The sequence below is a fragment of the Halomonas sp. QHL1 genome, assembly GCF_001882345.1.
Lineage (GTDB): Bacteria > Pseudomonadota > Gammaproteobacteria > Pseudomonadales > Halomonadaceae > Vreelandella.
Genome location: NZ_MINL01000001.1, coordinates 1,149,865 through 1,164,597 on the forward strand (window position 1 = coordinate 1,149,865; position 14,733 = coordinate 1,164,597).

Here is a 14,733-nt window from a genome sequence, read left to right on the forward strand (position 1 = left end):
AATTCAGGCTTTTAGTATGTAGCGCAACGTCTCAACCACTTGATCGGTCGTGGTGCACCAGGCTTGGGCTTGCGCGTCGACTTCTTTAAGCGGGTGAACGATGTCTTCGCTGTGTAGCGTGATGTAGGGCTTGGCCAAGGCGGCGCAGTAACCTGCATCGAAGGCGGCGTTCCATTGCTTGTACTGATCGCCAAAACGAACGACAACGAGGTCAGCCTGCTCGATCATGGTGCGGGTGCGAATGGCGTTGACCTTGGATGACTGGTGATCACGCCAGAAGCCATTTTCCGGTTTACCCAGGTGGTCACCGGCGGCATCAGAGGCTGCGTGGTCCGTTACCGGGGCGGTAAACACGATATCCAGACCCGCTGCGTCAGCGCCGCGCTGAATCTCTTCGCGCCAGTCAGTGTGAATCTCGCCGGAAAGGTAGACGTAAAAGCTCATGGTGTTCTCCTGCTGAGTTGCATATAGGTGTGAAAGGCACACAGCATAGCGCAGATCAATTTTATGGAAAAATCTTCCACATATTTTCGTTAGCCGTTATTGATGCTGATTGGCTGCCCGGTAAAAATATCCGCGACCAGCTTGGGCGCAGAGGGAAAGTAGCCGTGGAAGTAGCTCGCCACCAGCCCGCCTTCACGGTAGATCGGTTCGGCTTCGCTTCCCGCCAGTTTGCGAGTGCGTGCTAGCGGCGTCATCGCGGTTTCAAGCAGCGAGTGGTGATAGGTATGGCCGCGCAGCTCGCCTGCCCCGGCGTGTAGGCTTTGCAGCCCTAGCGCGGTGAGTTTACCGGCCATTTTCGCGGTGCCGTTGAGAAGCCCGAGCATCCCGTGGCTTTCGCCCTCACCATCCACCAATTGCTCAACGCAGGCCATCAGGCCCCCGCACTCTGCGAGTATCGGTTTGCCCACACGGTGATGGGCGCGAATCGCCTCGAACATGCTGTGGTTGGCGCTCAATCGCGCCGCGTTAAGCTCGGGATAACCGCCCGGCAACCAGAGCGCATCGCATTCGGGTAACTGACGATCATTAAGCGGTGAAAAGAAGCTGACCTCTGCGCCCATGGCGCGCAGCACGTCTACATTGGCGCGGTAGATAAACGCAAAGGCGTCGTCTCGGGCAATCGCAATTCGCACGCCGCTAAGGTAATCCGGCACCGCCGCTGGCGGCTCCTCAGTTAACGTGACCAATTTGGGCAAACGGCCCAAGCCCGCCTCTTTTAATACCTCAGCAGCGACATCTAGCTGCGCATCCAGGCCGCTTAATTCACTGGCTTGCACTAGGCCCAAATGGCGATCGGGAATCTTCATTGCCTCATTGCGGGGAATGGCCCCCAGCAGCGCAATGCCTTCCGGCATGCTGTCAGCGAGAAGTTTGCCGTGGCCGGGGCTGCCGACGCGGTTGGCGATCACTTCATGAATAGCGAGGTCTGGGTGGTAGTTGGCCAGGCCTTGAGCCACCGCGCCAAAGGTTTGCGCCATGCCCCAGGCATCAATCACCGGCAGCGCGGGAATGCCCGCCAAAATCGCCAAATCAGCGCTGGAAGGCGAGCCATCAAACAGGCCCATGGAACCTTCGACCAGAATCACATCTGCTTCCTGGGCGGCTTCGGCCAAGCGCCAGCGGCACTCCTCTTCGCCGGTCATCCAGGGGTGAAGCTGATACACCGGCTGGCCGGAGGCCACTTCCTGAATCATGGGGTCAAGGTAATCGGGGCCGTGTTTGAACACCCGAACGGTAAGCCCGGCATTGCGGTGCAGCCGTGCCAGCGCCGCGGTGACCATTGATTTGCCCTGGCCGGAGCCAGGCGCACTAATTAGCGCTGCATGTGCTTTACCCTGAAACATAACGATCCTTTTAACGGTTAATGGTTATCCCATTTCCATGCGTTAACGGCTGAGTGTCGGCGGGTCGAACCTTTCTTTGCTAAGGTGAAGGTGTTTGTTTGATTCAATTTTCCGCTTCGTTTCACCAACCGGGGTTACCGCATGCGTCTTCTGTTTACTGGCGGCAGTGGCAAGGCTGGCCGCCATGCGACCGCTTATCTTCGCGATCAAGGTCACCGAGTCACCAATCTGGATTGGGTGACGTCTGACGTATCCGGCATCACTACCCTGAAAACCGACCTGACCGATGCTGGCCAGGTGTTCAACGCGTGCCAGGCCTACGCCGGGTTAGACGAGCTTGAGCCAGGCACCGGCGTGCCGCGTTACGATGCCATTGTTCATTTCGCCGCCATCCCTGCCATCCTGCACCGGCCGGACAATGAGACCTACCGCATCAATACGTTGAGCACCTACAACGTGCTGGATGCCGCCACCAAACTGGGCATTCCCAAGGTTATCTTCGCCTCCAGCGAGACCACCTACGGCGTCTGTTTCGCCGATGGGGAGAAGAAACCTGACTACCTCCCCATTGATGAAGAGCACCCCACCGTGCCTCAAGATAGCTACGCCATGAGCAAGGTGGTCAACGAAGTAACGGCACGCTCCTTTCAGGCACGTTCAGGCATCGACATCTACGGCCTACGCATCAACAACGTTATCGAGCCCCACGAGTACCGTCAGAATTTTCCGGCCTACATGGATAACCCCGCCCTGCGTCGCCGCAACATATTCGCCTACATCGACGCCCGCGACCTGGGCCAGATGGTCGATTGCTGCCTCAAGACGGATGGCCTGGGCTATCAAGTGTTCAACGTCGCCAATGACGATTTGTCGGTTAGCCTAACCAACGCCCAAGTAATTGAGCGCTTCTACTCCGGGGTACCTATCAAACGCAAAATGGGCGAATTCGAGACCTTCTACAGCATCGAGAAAGCCCGCCGCCTGGTCGGCTTCGCACCCCGCCACACCTGGCGGGATGAACTGGCGCAGTAGGCACTATCCTTTTATCGGCACAAATACCGGTGCGCCATCCACCTCTACCACCGCTAGCTTTTGGCGGTAGAGGCTTTCTAAAGCACTGGGCACCAGCATGCTATCTCGCGGGCCCCAGCACGCCTCGCCGCTGGGATACATCAGCAACACGTGGTCGCACCAGCGGGCAGCAAGGTTTAGGTCATGCAAACACATGATGACCGCCTGGCCCTGGGCGGCCTGTTCGGCCATTAGCGCCATCACGGCACTCTGATGATGTAGATCCAAGTGGTTAGTCGGTTCATCCGCCAGCCACACATTGGGTGCCTGGGTCAGCACGGTGGCAATCGCCACCCGCTGGCGCTCACCGCCGGAAAGCGTGCTCACCAAGCGGTCACGCAGGTGTGCTACATCCATACGCTCAAGGGCGGTTTCCGCGCGGGCGTAGTCATCGGCGCCCTCCATCTGCCACGGTGAGAGGTAGGGATGACGACCAATCAGCGCGGTTTCCAGTACGGTCGCGGGAAAGCCATCCTGGCGATCTTGAAACACCAACCCCAATCGCTGAGCAACATGGCGGCGGCGCAGCTGACCAAGCGCCGACTCGTTAAGCTGAACGCTGCCTGAACGCGGCGCCTGAAGCCCGGCCAGGGTGTGCAATAGCGTCGTTTTGCCAGCGCCGTTAGGCCCTAACACACCCCAAACCTGGCCTGGCTCGATGGTTATATTAAGCGGGGTGCCGCCTTCGCGGCCGGGCACGTCGATGATGAGATCGCGGGTAGCCAGTACGCTCATCAGCGGCTCCGGTAGAGCAGAAACAGGAAGGTGGGTACGCCCAATAGCGCGGTAATGACCCCAACGGGCAGCTGTTCCGGAGCGATCATGGTGCGCGCCAGGGTATCGGCTAGCACTAACAGCGTGCCACCCGCCAGTGCGCAGGCGGGCAGTATCAGCCGCTGGTCGTTGCCTAACAGCAGACGCAGCATATGTGGCACGACTAAACCGACAAAACCAATACTGCCAGCCGTGGTGACTGCAGCGGCGGTCAGTAAACTAGCGGCAACGTAGATACACCACTCAAGCGGCCGCACCGCCACGCCCAGCGCGGCGGCTTGCTGCGGGCCACGGGCCAGCACATTCAGGCTACGCCCAAGCGGAATCAACACCACGCAGGTCGCGAGTAACAGCAATAGCGGCGGCCAAGGCGTGCGCGCATAGGAGAGATCGCCCATCAGCCAGTAAAGCATTCCCGGCAGGCGCTCGGCGGGGCTCAACGCCAGCATCAGCGTAATCACTGCGCCCCACCCTGCGGCAACGACGACCCCGGTAAGCAGCAGCCGCGAAGGCGTCCAGCCGCCGCTACCATGGGCCAAGCCGAAGACTAAAAACGTCGAAAATAGTGCGCCGCCAAACGCCGAACTTGAAATCGCCAGCCCGCCTAGCCCACCGAGCATGGCCGCCAGGGCGCCAATCGAGGCACCGCCGGAAAGTCCGAGTACATAAGGGTCAGCGAGGGGATTGCGCAGCAGCACTTGCATCAACGCCCCCGCTACCGCCAACAAGCCGCCAACGGCAAACGCCGAGAGCGCCCTGGGCAAGCGCAGCTCCATCACCATAGTGCGCGCCAATGCATCGCCCTCGCCTTGCAACAAGTCCCAAATTTGCGCAGGAGAAATCTGCGCGCTCCCAACACCAAGCGCTAAGAGTAGCGCTGCCAGCGCCGCTAGTAATAGCAGGCTAAGCGGGAGACCCAGGCGCGCTAGCATTAGCTGCGCTCTCGTTTTTGGCGGGCGATGTCGAGCTTTTCACACAGGAGCTGAGTGCCCTCCATCAGGCGCGGCGTGGGCCGCTGAATCAGTGAAGGCGGCACAAAGAAAAGGTTATCTTCCGCAACCGCCTTCAAGTTAGGGTACTGCTCCCAATGGGTCAGCCAGTGGCGGTTCTCTTCGCCCATGCCCCCGGCAATAATCGCTTCAGGATTGGCTGCCAGTACCGCTTCATCATCGATGCGCGGCACCAGGCGAGTTTGTTCGCCAAACACATTCTTACCGCCACAAATCTCAACCACCTGGCCGATAAGGTGATGGTCGTTAACACTCATTAACGGCTCGTCCCAGACTTGGTAGAAGGTAGGCACAGGTTCGCGATCTCGATAGCGCTCTTCCAGGTCATTCATGGTAGTACGGAAATTATCGGCCACCGCCTGTCCAGCTTCTTCGGTGCCTGCCAGCCGCGCCAAGCGCTCGATGGCGCTGGCAACGCCGTCCATATCGCGAGGCTCAATATAGAACACCGGCATGCCTAAGGCTTCGAGGGTTTCAAGCTGTTCAGCGGGGTTGCCGGTTACCCACCCAATCACTAAATCCGGCGCCAAGCCCACCAGCTTTTCTAAATCAATCCGGGTGTGGCTGCCCACCGAGGCTACTTGTTTAGCTTCCGGTGGATAGTCGCTATACGAGACGACGGCGACTACTTGATCGCCGGCGCCAGCCGCATAGGTCAGTTCAGTAGCGCCGGGTGAAAGAGTGGCAATGCGATGAGCGGAATTGTAAAGGCAGACCTCACGGTCACGATCATCCACTGCGCAACGCGAGTGGTCGTGTGCCGGTGCAACCGTTGTCATCATTAGCAGCGCGAGGCCCAGGGCCCCGCGCGCTAAGCCATTTTTTCTATTGGCCAAAGTGGACACTCAAGAACCCTGCCCGGCCGGCGTTAATGTAATCACTCGTCGTTTCATACTCTTTATCAAAGGCATTTTCTACCGTAACACGAGCCGTCCAGAGCGGCGCAAACTGCCAGCCTGCACGCAAGTTAACCAGCCCATAGCCATTCAAGCGCTCGGTATTGGCGGCATTATCGTAGCGGTGATTCTGCGCGACTAATGAACCACCCAGCGACCAATCACCAAGCTCGCGGTCTGCATCCAAACGCACACTTTGGGTGGCGCGGCGGGCTAATCGATTGCCGGTATCCTGGTCTTCTGGGTCCAGGTAGGTAAAGGCGGCCTGCAGTGTCCATTCGTTAACTTCGACGCCGCTTGAAAGTTCGGCACCGCGAATGCGCGCGTTATTAACGTTTTGCGGCGCGAATAAGCCACTTGGGGTCGGCGCCCAGGCAATAAGATCGTCGTAATCGTTTTGGAAAGCGGCCAAGTCCCAGAACCACTGGTTGTATTGGCCGCGAACGCCCACTTCAATAGTTTCTGAGCTTTCCGGGTTGAGATCAGGGTTGCCAGAATTCGGCCAATAGAGGTCATTAAAACTTGGCGCTTTAAACGCAGTGCCTACGCTGGCACGAAGCGTGTGGTAGTTATCTAGATCGTAACCTATTGCCAGGCTACCGGTGACTTCATCGCCGTAAGCTTCATTGTCGTCGTAACGCAGGCTTACTTGAATGGCGAACGGAGAGAAGTCGAGCAGCCCTTGGGTAAACACAGCAGTATTATCGCGACTGGTGACATCAAAATCATTTGTGCTTGAAACGCGGTCTTCGCTGATTTCCGCCCCAGCAATTAACTCATGGGCGCCAAATTGGAGATTGTTCTGCCAGCGGGCGGTTTGGGTGCGGGTATCAATGACCGAGCTACCGAAATTATCAATTGTGTCCAGCTCATCACGGGCTTCGCTAAGGGTGACGCGACTGCGCCAGGTATCGGTTATCGGCAATTCGCCGTAAATACCTGCTACCTGCTGGACAAAGTCATTCTCACCGCCATCATATTCGTTGTTACCGCGAGCACGCAGTGCCAGCACGCCCACTTCAGCGCCACTTTCAAAGGTGTGCGACACCCTCGCAAGCGCAGAGGTGTTGTCGTAGCCTTTGTCTTCACCACCCCTGCGAATGGGCTGGCCGTCGGTATTGAAATGGCTACCGGCAAAGCTGTAGCGCGTGCCTCCCTCGCGGCCAGAAACACCTGCGCTTATTCGCTGGGTATTAAATGAGCCACCGCCGACTGACATTCTGGGTTGCGGACCCTCTTCATCACCATCAGGCGTAAAGAGTTGAATAACGCCGCCGACTGCATCGGCGCCGTAAAGGCTACCGCGCGGCCCGCGCACGATTTCCGCACGGTCAAACATGCGTGGGTCTAAATACTGGAATGCTGCCCCACCCGACGTGGCGGAGCGCAGACGAATGCCATCAATCATTAGCACGGAGGCATCGCTGGGCGCACCGCGCAGGTAAACGCTGCTGCTTTTGCCAAAACTGCCGTTGCTAGTGATATCAACGCCCGGCTGGCCGCGCAGAAGATCGGTCAGGCTAGTGGGGTCTTGGCGGCGAAAAGTGGCTTCATCCAGCACGCTGACAGGTGAAAGGCTCTCGTTGGCAGTGCGAGGCGCTAACGCAGCAGTAACAACGACAGGATCTAGCGCCGCTAATTCGGTCGTCGCTTCAGCATATTGGGCCTGGGCAGAAAAGGAGATGGCTAGCGGTAACGCAGCCATACAAAACGCCGCCCGTTTGGCGGTGGTGTGGAAACGGTGATTCATGTGAGATCCCTTGCTCGTCGTGCTCACCCGCACAACGCAGTTTTTTTGACCGAACGCAGGGAAAAGCAAGGGAGTAACGATAGCGTTGCGCCACCGTTCACTGCCCTAAGAACGCCCTCCGCGCCTCGGCATGGTTTGGTTCAGTTAGAACCATTACTCTCGGGCCGGTCTCCGGGCTGACGAGCGAAAGATGTCTCTAGCAAACAGAGCCACTCTTTTCCGAACGACCACCTTCCCGTGCGTGAGCACAGTGGCGTATTGGCCGTTCTTATCTCGATCACCGTTGCGGGGGCAGCGTTGGAATCACGCGAGGCGTTCACCAACTTCCCGTTTCACTAGCGGCTTTATCTACCGCCAGCACCTGAGAGTGGGCGTAAACTAGCAACTTGCCGTGGGGAGGTCAATTCATGATGAGCTGCTAGAGTAAAGGGCACCGCACGGAACAGGAGACGGTCATGATCGATTCCTCGGCAGCCGGTGTGCCGCGCTGGCTAAAGCTGATGTTTACGCTGTGGATCCTGATCTGGGCACCGAGCTACGTAGTGCTGCTGGGGGCGCAGAACTTCTTTTGGCTGTGTAACGTGGCGAGTTTTCTGATATTGGCGGCACTTTGGAGCGAGCATCGCACTCTGATGTCGATGCAATGGCTAGCGGTGGCACTGGTCGGCAGCTTATGGAGCCTGGACGTCGCCACGGCTGCGCTCACTGGCGTGCATCCCATCGGCGGCACCGAGTATATGTTCGACCCGGAGCATCCACCCATGGCGCGAGCCATGTCGCTCTACCACATGGTGCTACCGCTGGTGGCGGGTATCGGCATAGCGAGACTTGGCTATGCGCGCCGCGCCTTACTTTGGCAGACCTTACTAACCTGGATGGTGTTGCCATTGACCTATCTGCTTACCGACGCCGAGCGCAATATCAACTGGGTGCACGGGCCCTTCGGACAACCCCAGGATAGCCTCGACCCGTTGCTCTATCTTTTCCTGCTCACGCTGATCTGGCCCGTAGTGGTCTATCTGCCAGTGCATCTGCTGATGATTGGCTGGCAGCGCTGGCGGAGACAGGCTTAGCTAATTTAAAGCCATCACTAACCCATGGCGGACATACCAGACCTGCTCAGCCTGGGCAGTGGCGTCTTGGGTGAACCAGCCATTGAGATCACGCAGGCGGCGCTGTTCGGGCTGCATGGGCACAATTCCGCGGCCCACTTCGCTAGCAATGATGATTAACGGCACATTTAGCTCGTCGGCGCGCTGGCAGAGTGCAGTCATATCGTTCTGCCACTGCTGGCGCAGGGCATCGTTATCGTCACGTTCAAGAGCAGCGCCCAGCCACTCAAGCACGCCTGTGATAACCAGCGGGGTATTGGCTACCAGCGCTTGCTGGCTATCGCTTAATGGCTTATCAATATCAAGACGCCACCCGTTCGCATTGGAAAAGCGTGCGGCTACGGCGTCGCGTTTGCCAGCGCAGGCACCGCCGATGAAGAGCTGCATTGCCATTCCCCTTTGCCATGTTCGTCTTGCTGATAAATAAGCTGCCAGCGCCTGCCTTGGGCCTGAAGCACGGTACCGTCCCAAAAGTGAATCGTTTCAAAGCGGCGGCGCAGTTCACGAATCACACCGCCATGGGTGACGGCCAATACTTTTTTGTGCCCATCGGCGCGGGCATTAACTGCTAGGTCATGGAGCCAAGCGTCTAAACGCTCACGCAATTGGGCCGCCGATTCGCCGCCGGGAATTTGCAACTCGCCCACACTATCAATCCAGGCGCGGTAATGGGGTAAGTCCTTTAGCTCATCGTAAACTTTACCTTCGTACTCGCCGAAATCGAGCTCGCGCAGGCGCGACTCAAGCGAAAGTGGCACGCTGGCCTTGGCTACTTCAGACCACTCCAGGGTTTGCTGGCAGCGATTAAGATCGCTTGAGTAGATGGCATCGAACCGCTCATCCACCAGTGCGTCACGCAGTGCCAGCAACCCATCTTCAGCATCGGGAAACAGCAGCGGAATATCCTGCTGGCCTTGATAACGGCGCTCTAAATTCCAAGCGGTGATACCGTGGCGAACTGCCACCAGCTCCACAGTAAGATCAGTAGCCAAAGCTCTCCTCCTTCAATGGTGGCGCCTACCATATCGCCGTTAATCCCGTTAAACAGTCGCAACATTAGCCAGCGCATTAGTACCACAAAAACAGTGACCGTTAGCATCATCAACACCAGTGCGGGCGCGAGCAGTGCTATCAACGCCAGCGGTATCAATGCCAGCGCCACATCTTGAGCGCTAAGCGACTGCTGCCAGCTCCACGCCAAGCCCTGCTGCTTGGCGCAGGGTGTTAGCACCAGTAATGCAACGCCTGCCCAGCGACCTAGCGCGGGGACTACTAATAGCCACCAGAGAGGCGCCTGGTAGGTCAGCAGCGCCCACACCAGCACAGCCTTCCAGGCGAATAGAAACACCAGCGCCAGCATTCCGAAGCTGCCGATTTGCGGGTCTTTCATGATTTCCCAACGGCGCGCTAATGGCTGATTGCTGCCTAACGCATCGGCGATATCCATTACGCCGTCCAAATGCAGCCCACCCGAGAGCGCCACCCACACGCTTAGTACCGCCAAAGCGGTGATCGGCGTGGGAACGTTGTGCATAGCAAACGCTATTAGCGCCAGCACGCTGCCTATCATCAACCCCACTAACGGATAGGCGCGTATTGCCCAGCGGCGGGTATCGGGCGTCCAAGGGCAGGTAACAGGAATGGGGATGCGGGTAAGAAATTGCAGCGCCAGCAAGACACCGAAAAAGGCATTTTTCAAGCGCTGACCTCCTTACCATGCTTCCACTGCTTATCTTTCCACGTCAGTACACTGCCTGCGACGATTTCGAGTACCGTGTCGGCCTCTGCCGCTAACCAGCGATGGACGCGCTGGAGAAATGCCAGATAACGCCAGGTTTCCGCATCGGTAGGCGGCAGCGCTTCGTTAATATCATTGGAAACAATCACCAAATGCACGCTGCGTGCTCGGGCATCAGCCAGTGCGTTTGCCAGCAACACTAAACCTTCTTCTTCGCATAGTTCTTCGCTTAGCTCACTGGCATACAAGACCTGACTGGCCCAGAGGGTTAAGCAGTCCAGCAGCACGGCGCTTCCATCTGGCACCTTGGCAATCGCTTGATCAATTCGTAGCGGTGCCTCTATGGTTTTCCACTGCACGTTCTGCCACTGCTCTTGCCTGGATTGTCGGTGGCGAGCCACTCGTTCGGCCATTTCGTCGTCGTACACTTCTGCGGTGGCTAAGTAGTAACAGGGCGAACTGCCCGCGGCACTCACCGCTCGCTGCTCGGCTATCTGGCTTTTGCCCGAGCGCGCCCCACCGCTAACGAAGACAATCATGCAGTTCCTTTTTCCAAAACATTTTTCAACACGCTTATCAGCCGACGATTTGCAGCTTCGTCGCGTAGCGCCACCCGCAGCCAGTCGCCGTTGAGCCCAGTAAAATTATGGGTATGACGAACCAAAATACCCTGGCGTAGCAGCTGCTCAAAAAGCGCATCGCTGTTAATTTCATGCTTGGCGCTAGGCCGGATAAGAAAAAAACACGCGTGGGTAGGCACGACTTCTAACCCTAACTCAGTAAGCGCTTGAGCCATACGCGGACGCTCGCTGGCCAGCCACCGCTGCGTGCGCCGGGCAAAGGCATCATCCGCTAGCAGCGGCGCTACCAGTTCAGCCGCGAGGTGATTAACGCTCCAGGGCGGCTGGTGGGTCTGGGCCGCTTGAGCAGTCGCCGCATCCGCCAGCAGGTAGCCCAGCCGAAGCCCTGGCAGGGTATAAAACTTGGTCATGGAGTGCAGCAGAATCAGATGCGGATAGGGCGCCAACAGCGGTGCCAGCGAAGCCTGCTGTGGCGACTCACCCACCATATCGATAAAGGCTTCGTCGACCACAACGCGGCAACCAATCGCAGCGGTGTAATTCAACAAGGCCTCCATTGCAGGAATATCGATAAGCGTAGCGGTAGGATTATTGGGTCGGCATAGAAACAGCAAATCAGTGCCACTTAACGCTGCCAGCAGCGAGTCAATGTCCAGCGTAAAGTGCGGCGCGGGCAGCGCGATCTCGCTGATTGAAAGCCGATGGGCACGACAAGCGCGGACATACTCGCCAAAGCTTGGGGTAATAATCGCCGCGCGCTTCCCCGCATGCAGCGCGGCGGCGAGGAAAATAGCCTCAGCGCCGCCGTTAGTCAGCAGCACCTGTTCCGGCTGTAGCTGGTGATGGGTGGCGATGGCCTGACGAGCAGCGGGATAATCGGGCGTGGGGTAGCGTTCAAGACCTGTCAGCTGTTTTGCTAACCAATCGCTAACCCACGCTGGCGGCCCCAAGGGATTGAGGTTGGCGCTAAAGTCGTCCAGGCGTTGATCTGCAGGTAACCCAAAGTGGGCTAACAGTGCCTCGGCCTGGCCGCCGTGGCTGGGCCATATTAATTTGCTCATAATAGCCCCTAAAAAATGAATAGCAGCCCCATTATCACGACCACCGACAGCAACATAAATAGCATCCAGGCGCCGTGCATTAAGCTAACTGTAGCGGTGATATGGGCAACACGCAGCGACTCTAACGGCTCGCCCAAGGTCGCCCGGTGGGAAGCCACGTTTTGGTAAAAATTAGTACCCCCTAGCTGAACACCTAGCAGCCGGGCAACCATGGCCTCTGGCCAGCCGGCGTTGGGGCTAGGGTGACCCGGTGCATCTCTGCAGGTGCCGCGCAGTGCGCCTTGCCAGCGCAGGGTCAAAACACCTGAAACATTGAGTAGCAGACCAGCGAGCCATAGGCACAGTGCGGTCAAGCGTGCGGGCACACAGTTAACCATATCGTCCAACTTGGCGGAGGCATATCCAAAATCAGCATAGCGCTGGTTTTTGTAACCTACCATCGAATCCAGGGTATTAACCGCCTTATACGCCAGCGCTAGTGGCGCCCCGCCGATAAGCGCAAAAAACAGCGGCGCAGTAATGCCGTCAACGGTATTCTCCGCCACGGTTTCCACCGTGCCCCGGGTAATCTCCGCTTCATCTAAGTTTTGCGTATCGCGGCCTACTATCATGCCCAGCGCCTTCCGGGCGGCGGGCAAATCGCCTTTGGTCAGCGGTTCAACTACGGCGCGGGCCGCGTCGCCCAAGCCTTTGATCGCTAGCGTGGTGGAGAGCAGCCAAAGCTCGGTGATCAATGCTAGGCCAGGATGCAAGCGTTCCAGCAGCGCCAGCGCTAGCCAGCTAATTCCCCAAACGCCGCCGACGACAATAATCGTTAGCAGGAAGCCACTCACTCTGCGCTGCTGCACCGTGCCACGATTCCACAGCCGCTCAAAAGCGCTGATAAAGCGCCCGATTAGCACCACCGGATGTGGTATTGAGCGTGGATCGCCAACCACTAAATCGATCGCTATCGCAAGCATCACCATGACGATGCTTGATAGCGTGAAAGGCATGTTCATAGAGGCATCTCATTAGCGCTGGCTAGCGAGTTCAGCGTTGCCTGATACACCGCTCTTCCAATCGCTCGACCCAGAACCGTCCCTGAACCGGCATAGGGAGTGAGTTCTCCGCGTTGGGTGGCTGCCATACAGACACAATCCGTCGACGTGCCGGTAGCCGCTGTACCGCTATGTGTATCGATAACGCCAGCCATATAGAGCGCCTGAACCTTAGCCTCTGTAATCGACAGGCACGCATTCACCAGCGCACCATCGGTCAGGTGGGCATCGACAAATACAAAAACGTTGATAGTGCCTGCAACTAAGCGGGGATCTTGTGAGTGAATCGCGGTGATATCCACCGCATTGCCCGCTCCCGCTGTTACCAACGCCATAACGCCATGGTCTAGATGCGCTAATGGCATGCTGACGATGGAGGCATTGCTTAAACGCACTGCGGTCATCATGGCGACCGATGAAGCGGGCATACCCGTGTCACCCAACCAGGCGCTAAGATCCGCCTTTGGAGCGCGCCCATCGTAACGGTAATCAACATGAAAGTTGGCAAAGTGCTGCTTGCTGCCAAAACCATCGCCTATCAGCGCGCTGCTCAGAGTGCGTAGCGGTAACTGAGAGGTTATCGCCAGACACTGTTCGCTTTGCGAGAGCGTTAATGGCTGACTAAAGGGAAGTCTCTCCAACATACTCATAGGGTGGCTTTATCACTTACACCGGCATCTGCGAAAGTGGCCATTTCTGCCATCATCGCTGCCGCTGCTTGTAGCAATGGATACGCCAGCGCCGCGCCGCTCCCTTCTCCTAGCCGCATGCCCATATCGAGCAGTGGCTTGGCCTCCAGCGCTTTTAACGCGACATCGTGGCCTGGCTCCTGTGAGCTATGACCAAAAATCAGGTAGCCACGCACTGCGGGGCAGAGTCGGCAGGCAGTGAGCGCGGCGACGGTGGCAATAAAGCCATCCACAATGGCGGGTAAGCGTTGGGCCGCTGCGGCCAAATAAGCGCCGGTCATAGCGGCAATCTCCAGGCCGCCCAGTTTGGAGAGCACCTCAAAAGGTGCCAGCGGGTCAGCGTTGCGCGCAGCGATAGCACGTTCAATCACCGCGACTTTGTGCGCCTGCTGCTGCTGGTTAATCCCCGTTCCCGCGCCTACCACGCTTGCCACCGACTCACCCGTTAGTACTGCTAATATCGCGCTACTGGCAGTCGTATTGGCAATGCCCATTTCACCGACGATAATGCACTTTGCACCCGCCCTTTTTGCTCGTTCCACGGACGCCACGCCCACATTAATAGCCTCAATGGCTTCAGCCGATTGCATCGCGTCTTCCTCCACCATATTGGCGGTGCCGTGGCGCACCTTGGCAGAGGTCACACCAGGCAGTGTTAACGGCGAAGCTACGCCCACATCCACGATCTCGACCTGTGCGCCTATCTGACGGGCAAAGACATTAATCGCCGCCCCACCGTTGGCAAAGTTAGCCACCATCTGGGCGGTCACTGCTTGAGGAAAGGCAGATACCCCTTCTGCGGCAACGCCATGATCGGCGGCAAACACAATCACCGCTGGCGGCGTTACGCTGGGCTTTAGCTCACCGCTGATATCGCTCAGCTGAATAGCTAACTCTTCTAAGCCACCCAAACTACCTGGCGGCTTGGTCAGCGTATCCAAGTAGCGACGCGTCTCTTCACCGGCATTGAGATCAACTGACTGAATGTGGTCAACAATGGCGTGCATGCAAGCTCCGAGTCGGTGGGGTAATCAAAAATTCAAAGGCAAAGCACAAAATGGTAGCAAAAGCCGGGGTGCTATACTTGCTATTTCATTGGCCGATCTTCCACCCTGTCAGGGTCTTCTAGATATATCTATGCTTCTTGGCGTGCTGCTACTTGCA

At 57.6% G+C, this 14,733-nt stretch carries 16 protein-coding genes and 1 riboswitch; of the genes, 2 read left to right on the plus strand and 14 right to left on the minus strand.

Features of this window, described 5'->3' with window-relative positions; all coding sequences use genetic code 11:
- Positions 1-3 precede the first annotated feature (3 nt).
- Together QHL1GM_RS05250 and QHL1GM_RS05255 are read right to left on the minus strand one after the other, a co-directional pair.
- A complete protein-coding gene (locus tag QHL1GM_RS05250) occupies positions 4-444 on the minus strand; it encodes a YtoQ family protein (protein WP_071693528.1) in 441 nt (146 codons plus the stop codon).
- A gap of 89 nt (positions 445-533) precedes the next feature.
- The gene (locus QHL1GM_RS05255; RefSeq protein WP_071693529.1) at positions 534-1,847 is read right to left on the minus strand and encodes a cobyrinate a,c-diamide synthase; all 1,314 of its coding nucleotides are present in this window, start codon (positions 1,845-1,847) and stop codon (positions 534-536) included.
- A 141-nt stretch (positions 1,848-1,988) separates the two neighbouring features.
- Here QHL1GM_RS05255 and QHL1GM_RS05260 point away from each other — a divergent pair, with 141 nt between their 5' ends.
- Positions 1,989-2,879: an NAD(P)-dependent oxidoreductase gene (locus tag QHL1GM_RS05260; protein WP_071693530.1), complete on the plus strand. Its 891-nt coding sequence runs from the start codon at positions 1,989-1,991 to the stop codon at positions 2,877-2,879.
- 3 nt (positions 2,880-2,882) lie between these two features.
- Here QHL1GM_RS05260 and QHL1GM_RS05265 read toward each other — a convergent pair whose 3' ends face one another.
- Genes QHL1GM_RS05265 through QHL1GM_RS05280 form a run of 4 tightly spaced genes read right to left on the minus strand, consistent with a single transcriptional unit; the run spans position 2,883 to position 7,348 of the window.
- The gene (locus QHL1GM_RS05265; RefSeq protein WP_071693531.1) at positions 2,883-3,653 is read right to left on the minus strand and encodes an ABC transporter ATP-binding protein; all 771 of its coding nucleotides are present in this window, start codon (positions 3,651-3,653) and stop codon (positions 2,883-2,885) included.
- Positions 3,653-4,624 carry an iron ABC transporter permease gene (locus tag QHL1GM_RS05270; protein WP_071693532.1) on the minus strand — a complete coding sequence of 324 codons (972 nt, stop codon included), beginning with the start codon at positions 4,622-4,624 and terminating at the stop codon, positions 3,653-3,655. The genes QHL1GM_RS05265 and QHL1GM_RS05270 overlap by 1 nt, the downstream gene beginning before the upstream one ends.
- Positions 4,624-5,484 carry a cobalamin-binding protein gene (locus QHL1GM_RS05275; RefSeq protein WP_368087061.1) on the minus strand — a complete coding sequence of 287 codons (861 nt, stop codon included), beginning with the start codon at positions 5,482-5,484 and terminating at the stop codon, positions 4,624-4,626. Before QHL1GM_RS05275 ends, QHL1GM_RS05270 begins: the two co-directional genes overlap by 1 nt.
- Positions 5,485-5,527: 43 nt before the next feature.
- Positions 5,528-7,348: a TonB-dependent receptor gene (locus QHL1GM_RS05280; protein ID WP_071693534.1), complete on the minus strand. Its 1,821-nt coding sequence runs from the start codon at positions 7,346-7,348 to the stop codon at positions 5,528-5,530.
- 144 nt (positions 7,349-7,492) lie between these two features.
- Positions 7,493-7,728: riboswitch (cobalamin riboswitch) on the minus strand.
- Positions 7,729-7,803: 75 nt separating this feature from the next.
- On the opposite strand from QHL1GM_RS05280, the gene QHL1GM_RS05285 reads away from it, so the two are divergent.
- Positions 7,804-8,421, plus strand: a complete 618-nt coding sequence (locus QHL1GM_RS05285) for a hypothetical protein (RefSeq protein WP_071693535.1) — start codon at positions 7,804-7,806, stop codon at positions 8,419-8,421.
- On the opposite strand, the gene QHL1GM_RS05290 is transcribed toward QHL1GM_RS05285, so the two are convergent.
- From QHL1GM_RS05290 to cobT, 8 genes are read right to left on the minus strand one after another with little or no spacing between them, the layout of a single operon-like run.
- Positions 8,422-8,847, minus strand: coding sequence for a bifunctional adenosylcobinamide kinase/adenosylcobinamide-phosphate guanylyltransferase (locus QHL1GM_RS05290; RefSeq protein WP_071693536.1), 426 nt, complete (start codon positions 8,845-8,847; stop codon positions 8,422-8,424).
- Positions 8,799-9,452, minus strand: coding sequence for a histidine phosphatase family protein (locus QHL1GM_RS05295; protein WP_071693537.1), 654 nt, complete (start codon positions 9,450-9,452; stop codon positions 8,799-8,801). The genes QHL1GM_RS05290 and QHL1GM_RS05295 overlap by 49 nt, the downstream gene beginning before the upstream one ends.
- Complete coding sequence (gene cobS, locus QHL1GM_RS05300; RefSeq protein ID WP_071693538.1) at positions 9,389-10,159, minus strand: adenosylcobinamide-GDP ribazoletransferase; 771 nt, start codon at positions 10,157-10,159, stop codon at positions 9,389-9,391. Before cobS ends, QHL1GM_RS05295 begins: the two co-directional genes overlap by 64 nt.
- Entirely contained in the window at positions 10,156-10,737 is a 582-nt protein-coding gene (locus tag QHL1GM_RS05305; protein WP_071693539.1) for a bifunctional adenosylcobinamide kinase/adenosylcobinamide-phosphate guanylyltransferase, read from the minus strand. Before QHL1GM_RS05305 ends, cobS begins: the two co-directional genes overlap by 4 nt.
- Positions 10,734-11,840 (minus strand): threonine-phosphate decarboxylase CobD, encoded by a 1,107-nt coding sequence (gene cobD / locus QHL1GM_RS05310; RefSeq protein WP_071693540.1) that lies wholly within the window; start codon positions 11,838-11,840, stop codon positions 10,734-10,736. The genes QHL1GM_RS05305 and cobD overlap by 4 nt, the downstream gene beginning before the upstream one ends.
- A gap of 8 nt (positions 11,841-11,848) precedes the next feature.
- The gene (gene cbiB, locus QHL1GM_RS05315) at positions 11,849-12,841 is read right to left on the minus strand and encodes an adenosylcobinamide-phosphate synthase CbiB (protein WP_071693541.1); all 993 of its coding nucleotides are present in this window, start codon (positions 12,839-12,841) and stop codon (positions 11,849-11,851) included.
- Entirely contained in the window at positions 12,838-13,530 is a 693-nt protein-coding gene (locus tag QHL1GM_RS05320; RefSeq protein ID WP_071693542.1) for an adenosylcobinamide amidohydrolase, read from the minus strand. Before QHL1GM_RS05320 ends, cbiB begins: the two co-directional genes overlap by 4 nt.
- Positions 13,527-14,576, minus strand: a complete 1,050-nt coding sequence (cobT, locus tag QHL1GM_RS05325) for a nicotinate-nucleotide--dimethylbenzimidazole phosphoribosyltransferase (RefSeq protein ID WP_071693543.1) — start codon at positions 14,574-14,576, stop codon at positions 13,527-13,529. The genes QHL1GM_RS05320 and cobT overlap by 4 nt, the downstream gene beginning before the upstream one ends.
- Positions 14,577-14,733 lie beyond the last annotated feature (157 nt).

Bases quoted from the DNA above. Each gene is read 5' to 3' on its own strand.
- QHL1GM_RS05250 (WP_071693528.1), bottom strand. From the start codon at position 444: ATGAGCTTTTACGTCTACCTTTCCGGCGAGATTCACACTGACTGGCGC.
- cbiB (WP_071693541.1), bottom strand. From the start codon at position 12,841: ATGAACATGCCTTTCACGCTATCAAGCATCGTCATGGTGATGCTTGCG.
- QHL1GM_RS05305 (WP_071693539.1), bottom strand. From the start codon at position 10,737: ATGATTGTCTTCGTTAGCGGTGGGGCGCGCTCGGGCAAAAGCCAGATA.
- QHL1GM_RS05265 (WP_071693531.1), bottom strand. From the start codon at position 3,653: ATGAGCGTACTGGCTACCCGCGATCTCATCATCGACGTGCCCGGCCGC.
- QHL1GM_RS05270 (WP_071693532.1), bottom strand. From the start codon at position 4,624: ATGCTAGCGCGCCTGGGTCTCCCGCTTAGCCTGCTATTACTAGCGGCG.
- cobD (WP_071693540.1), bottom strand. From the start codon at position 11,840: ATGAGCAAATTAATATGGCCCAGCCACGGCGGCCAGGCCGAGGCACTG.
- QHL1GM_RS05280 (WP_071693534.1), bottom strand. From the start codon at position 7,348: ATGAATCACCGTTTCCACACCACCGCCAAACGGGCGGCGTTTTGTATG.
- QHL1GM_RS05260 (WP_071693530.1), top strand. From the start codon at position 1,989: ATGCGTCTTCTGTTTACTGGCGGCAGTGGCAAGGCTGGCCGCCATGCG.
- QHL1GM_RS05320 (WP_071693542.1), bottom strand. From the start codon at position 13,530: ATGAGTATGTTGGAGAGACTTCCCTTTAGTCAGCCATTAACGCTCTCG.
- QHL1GM_RS05275 (WP_368087061.1), bottom strand. From the start codon at position 5,484: ATGATGACAACGGTTGCACCGGCACACGACCACTCGCGTTGCGCAGTG.
- cobT (WP_071693543.1), bottom strand. From the start codon at position 14,576: ATGCACGCCATTGTTGACCACATTCAGTCAGTTGATCTCAATGCCGGT.
- QHL1GM_RS05290 (WP_071693536.1), bottom strand. From the start codon at position 8,847: ATGCAGCTCTTCATCGGCGGTGCCTGCGCTGGCAAACGCGACGCCGTA.
- QHL1GM_RS05285 (WP_071693535.1), top strand. From the start codon at position 7,804: ATGATCGATTCCTCGGCAGCCGGTGTGCCGCGCTGGCTAAAGCTGATG.
- QHL1GM_RS05255 (WP_071693529.1), bottom strand. From the start codon at position 1,847: ATGTTTCAGGGTAAAGCACATGCAGCGCTAATTAGTGCGCCTGGCTCC.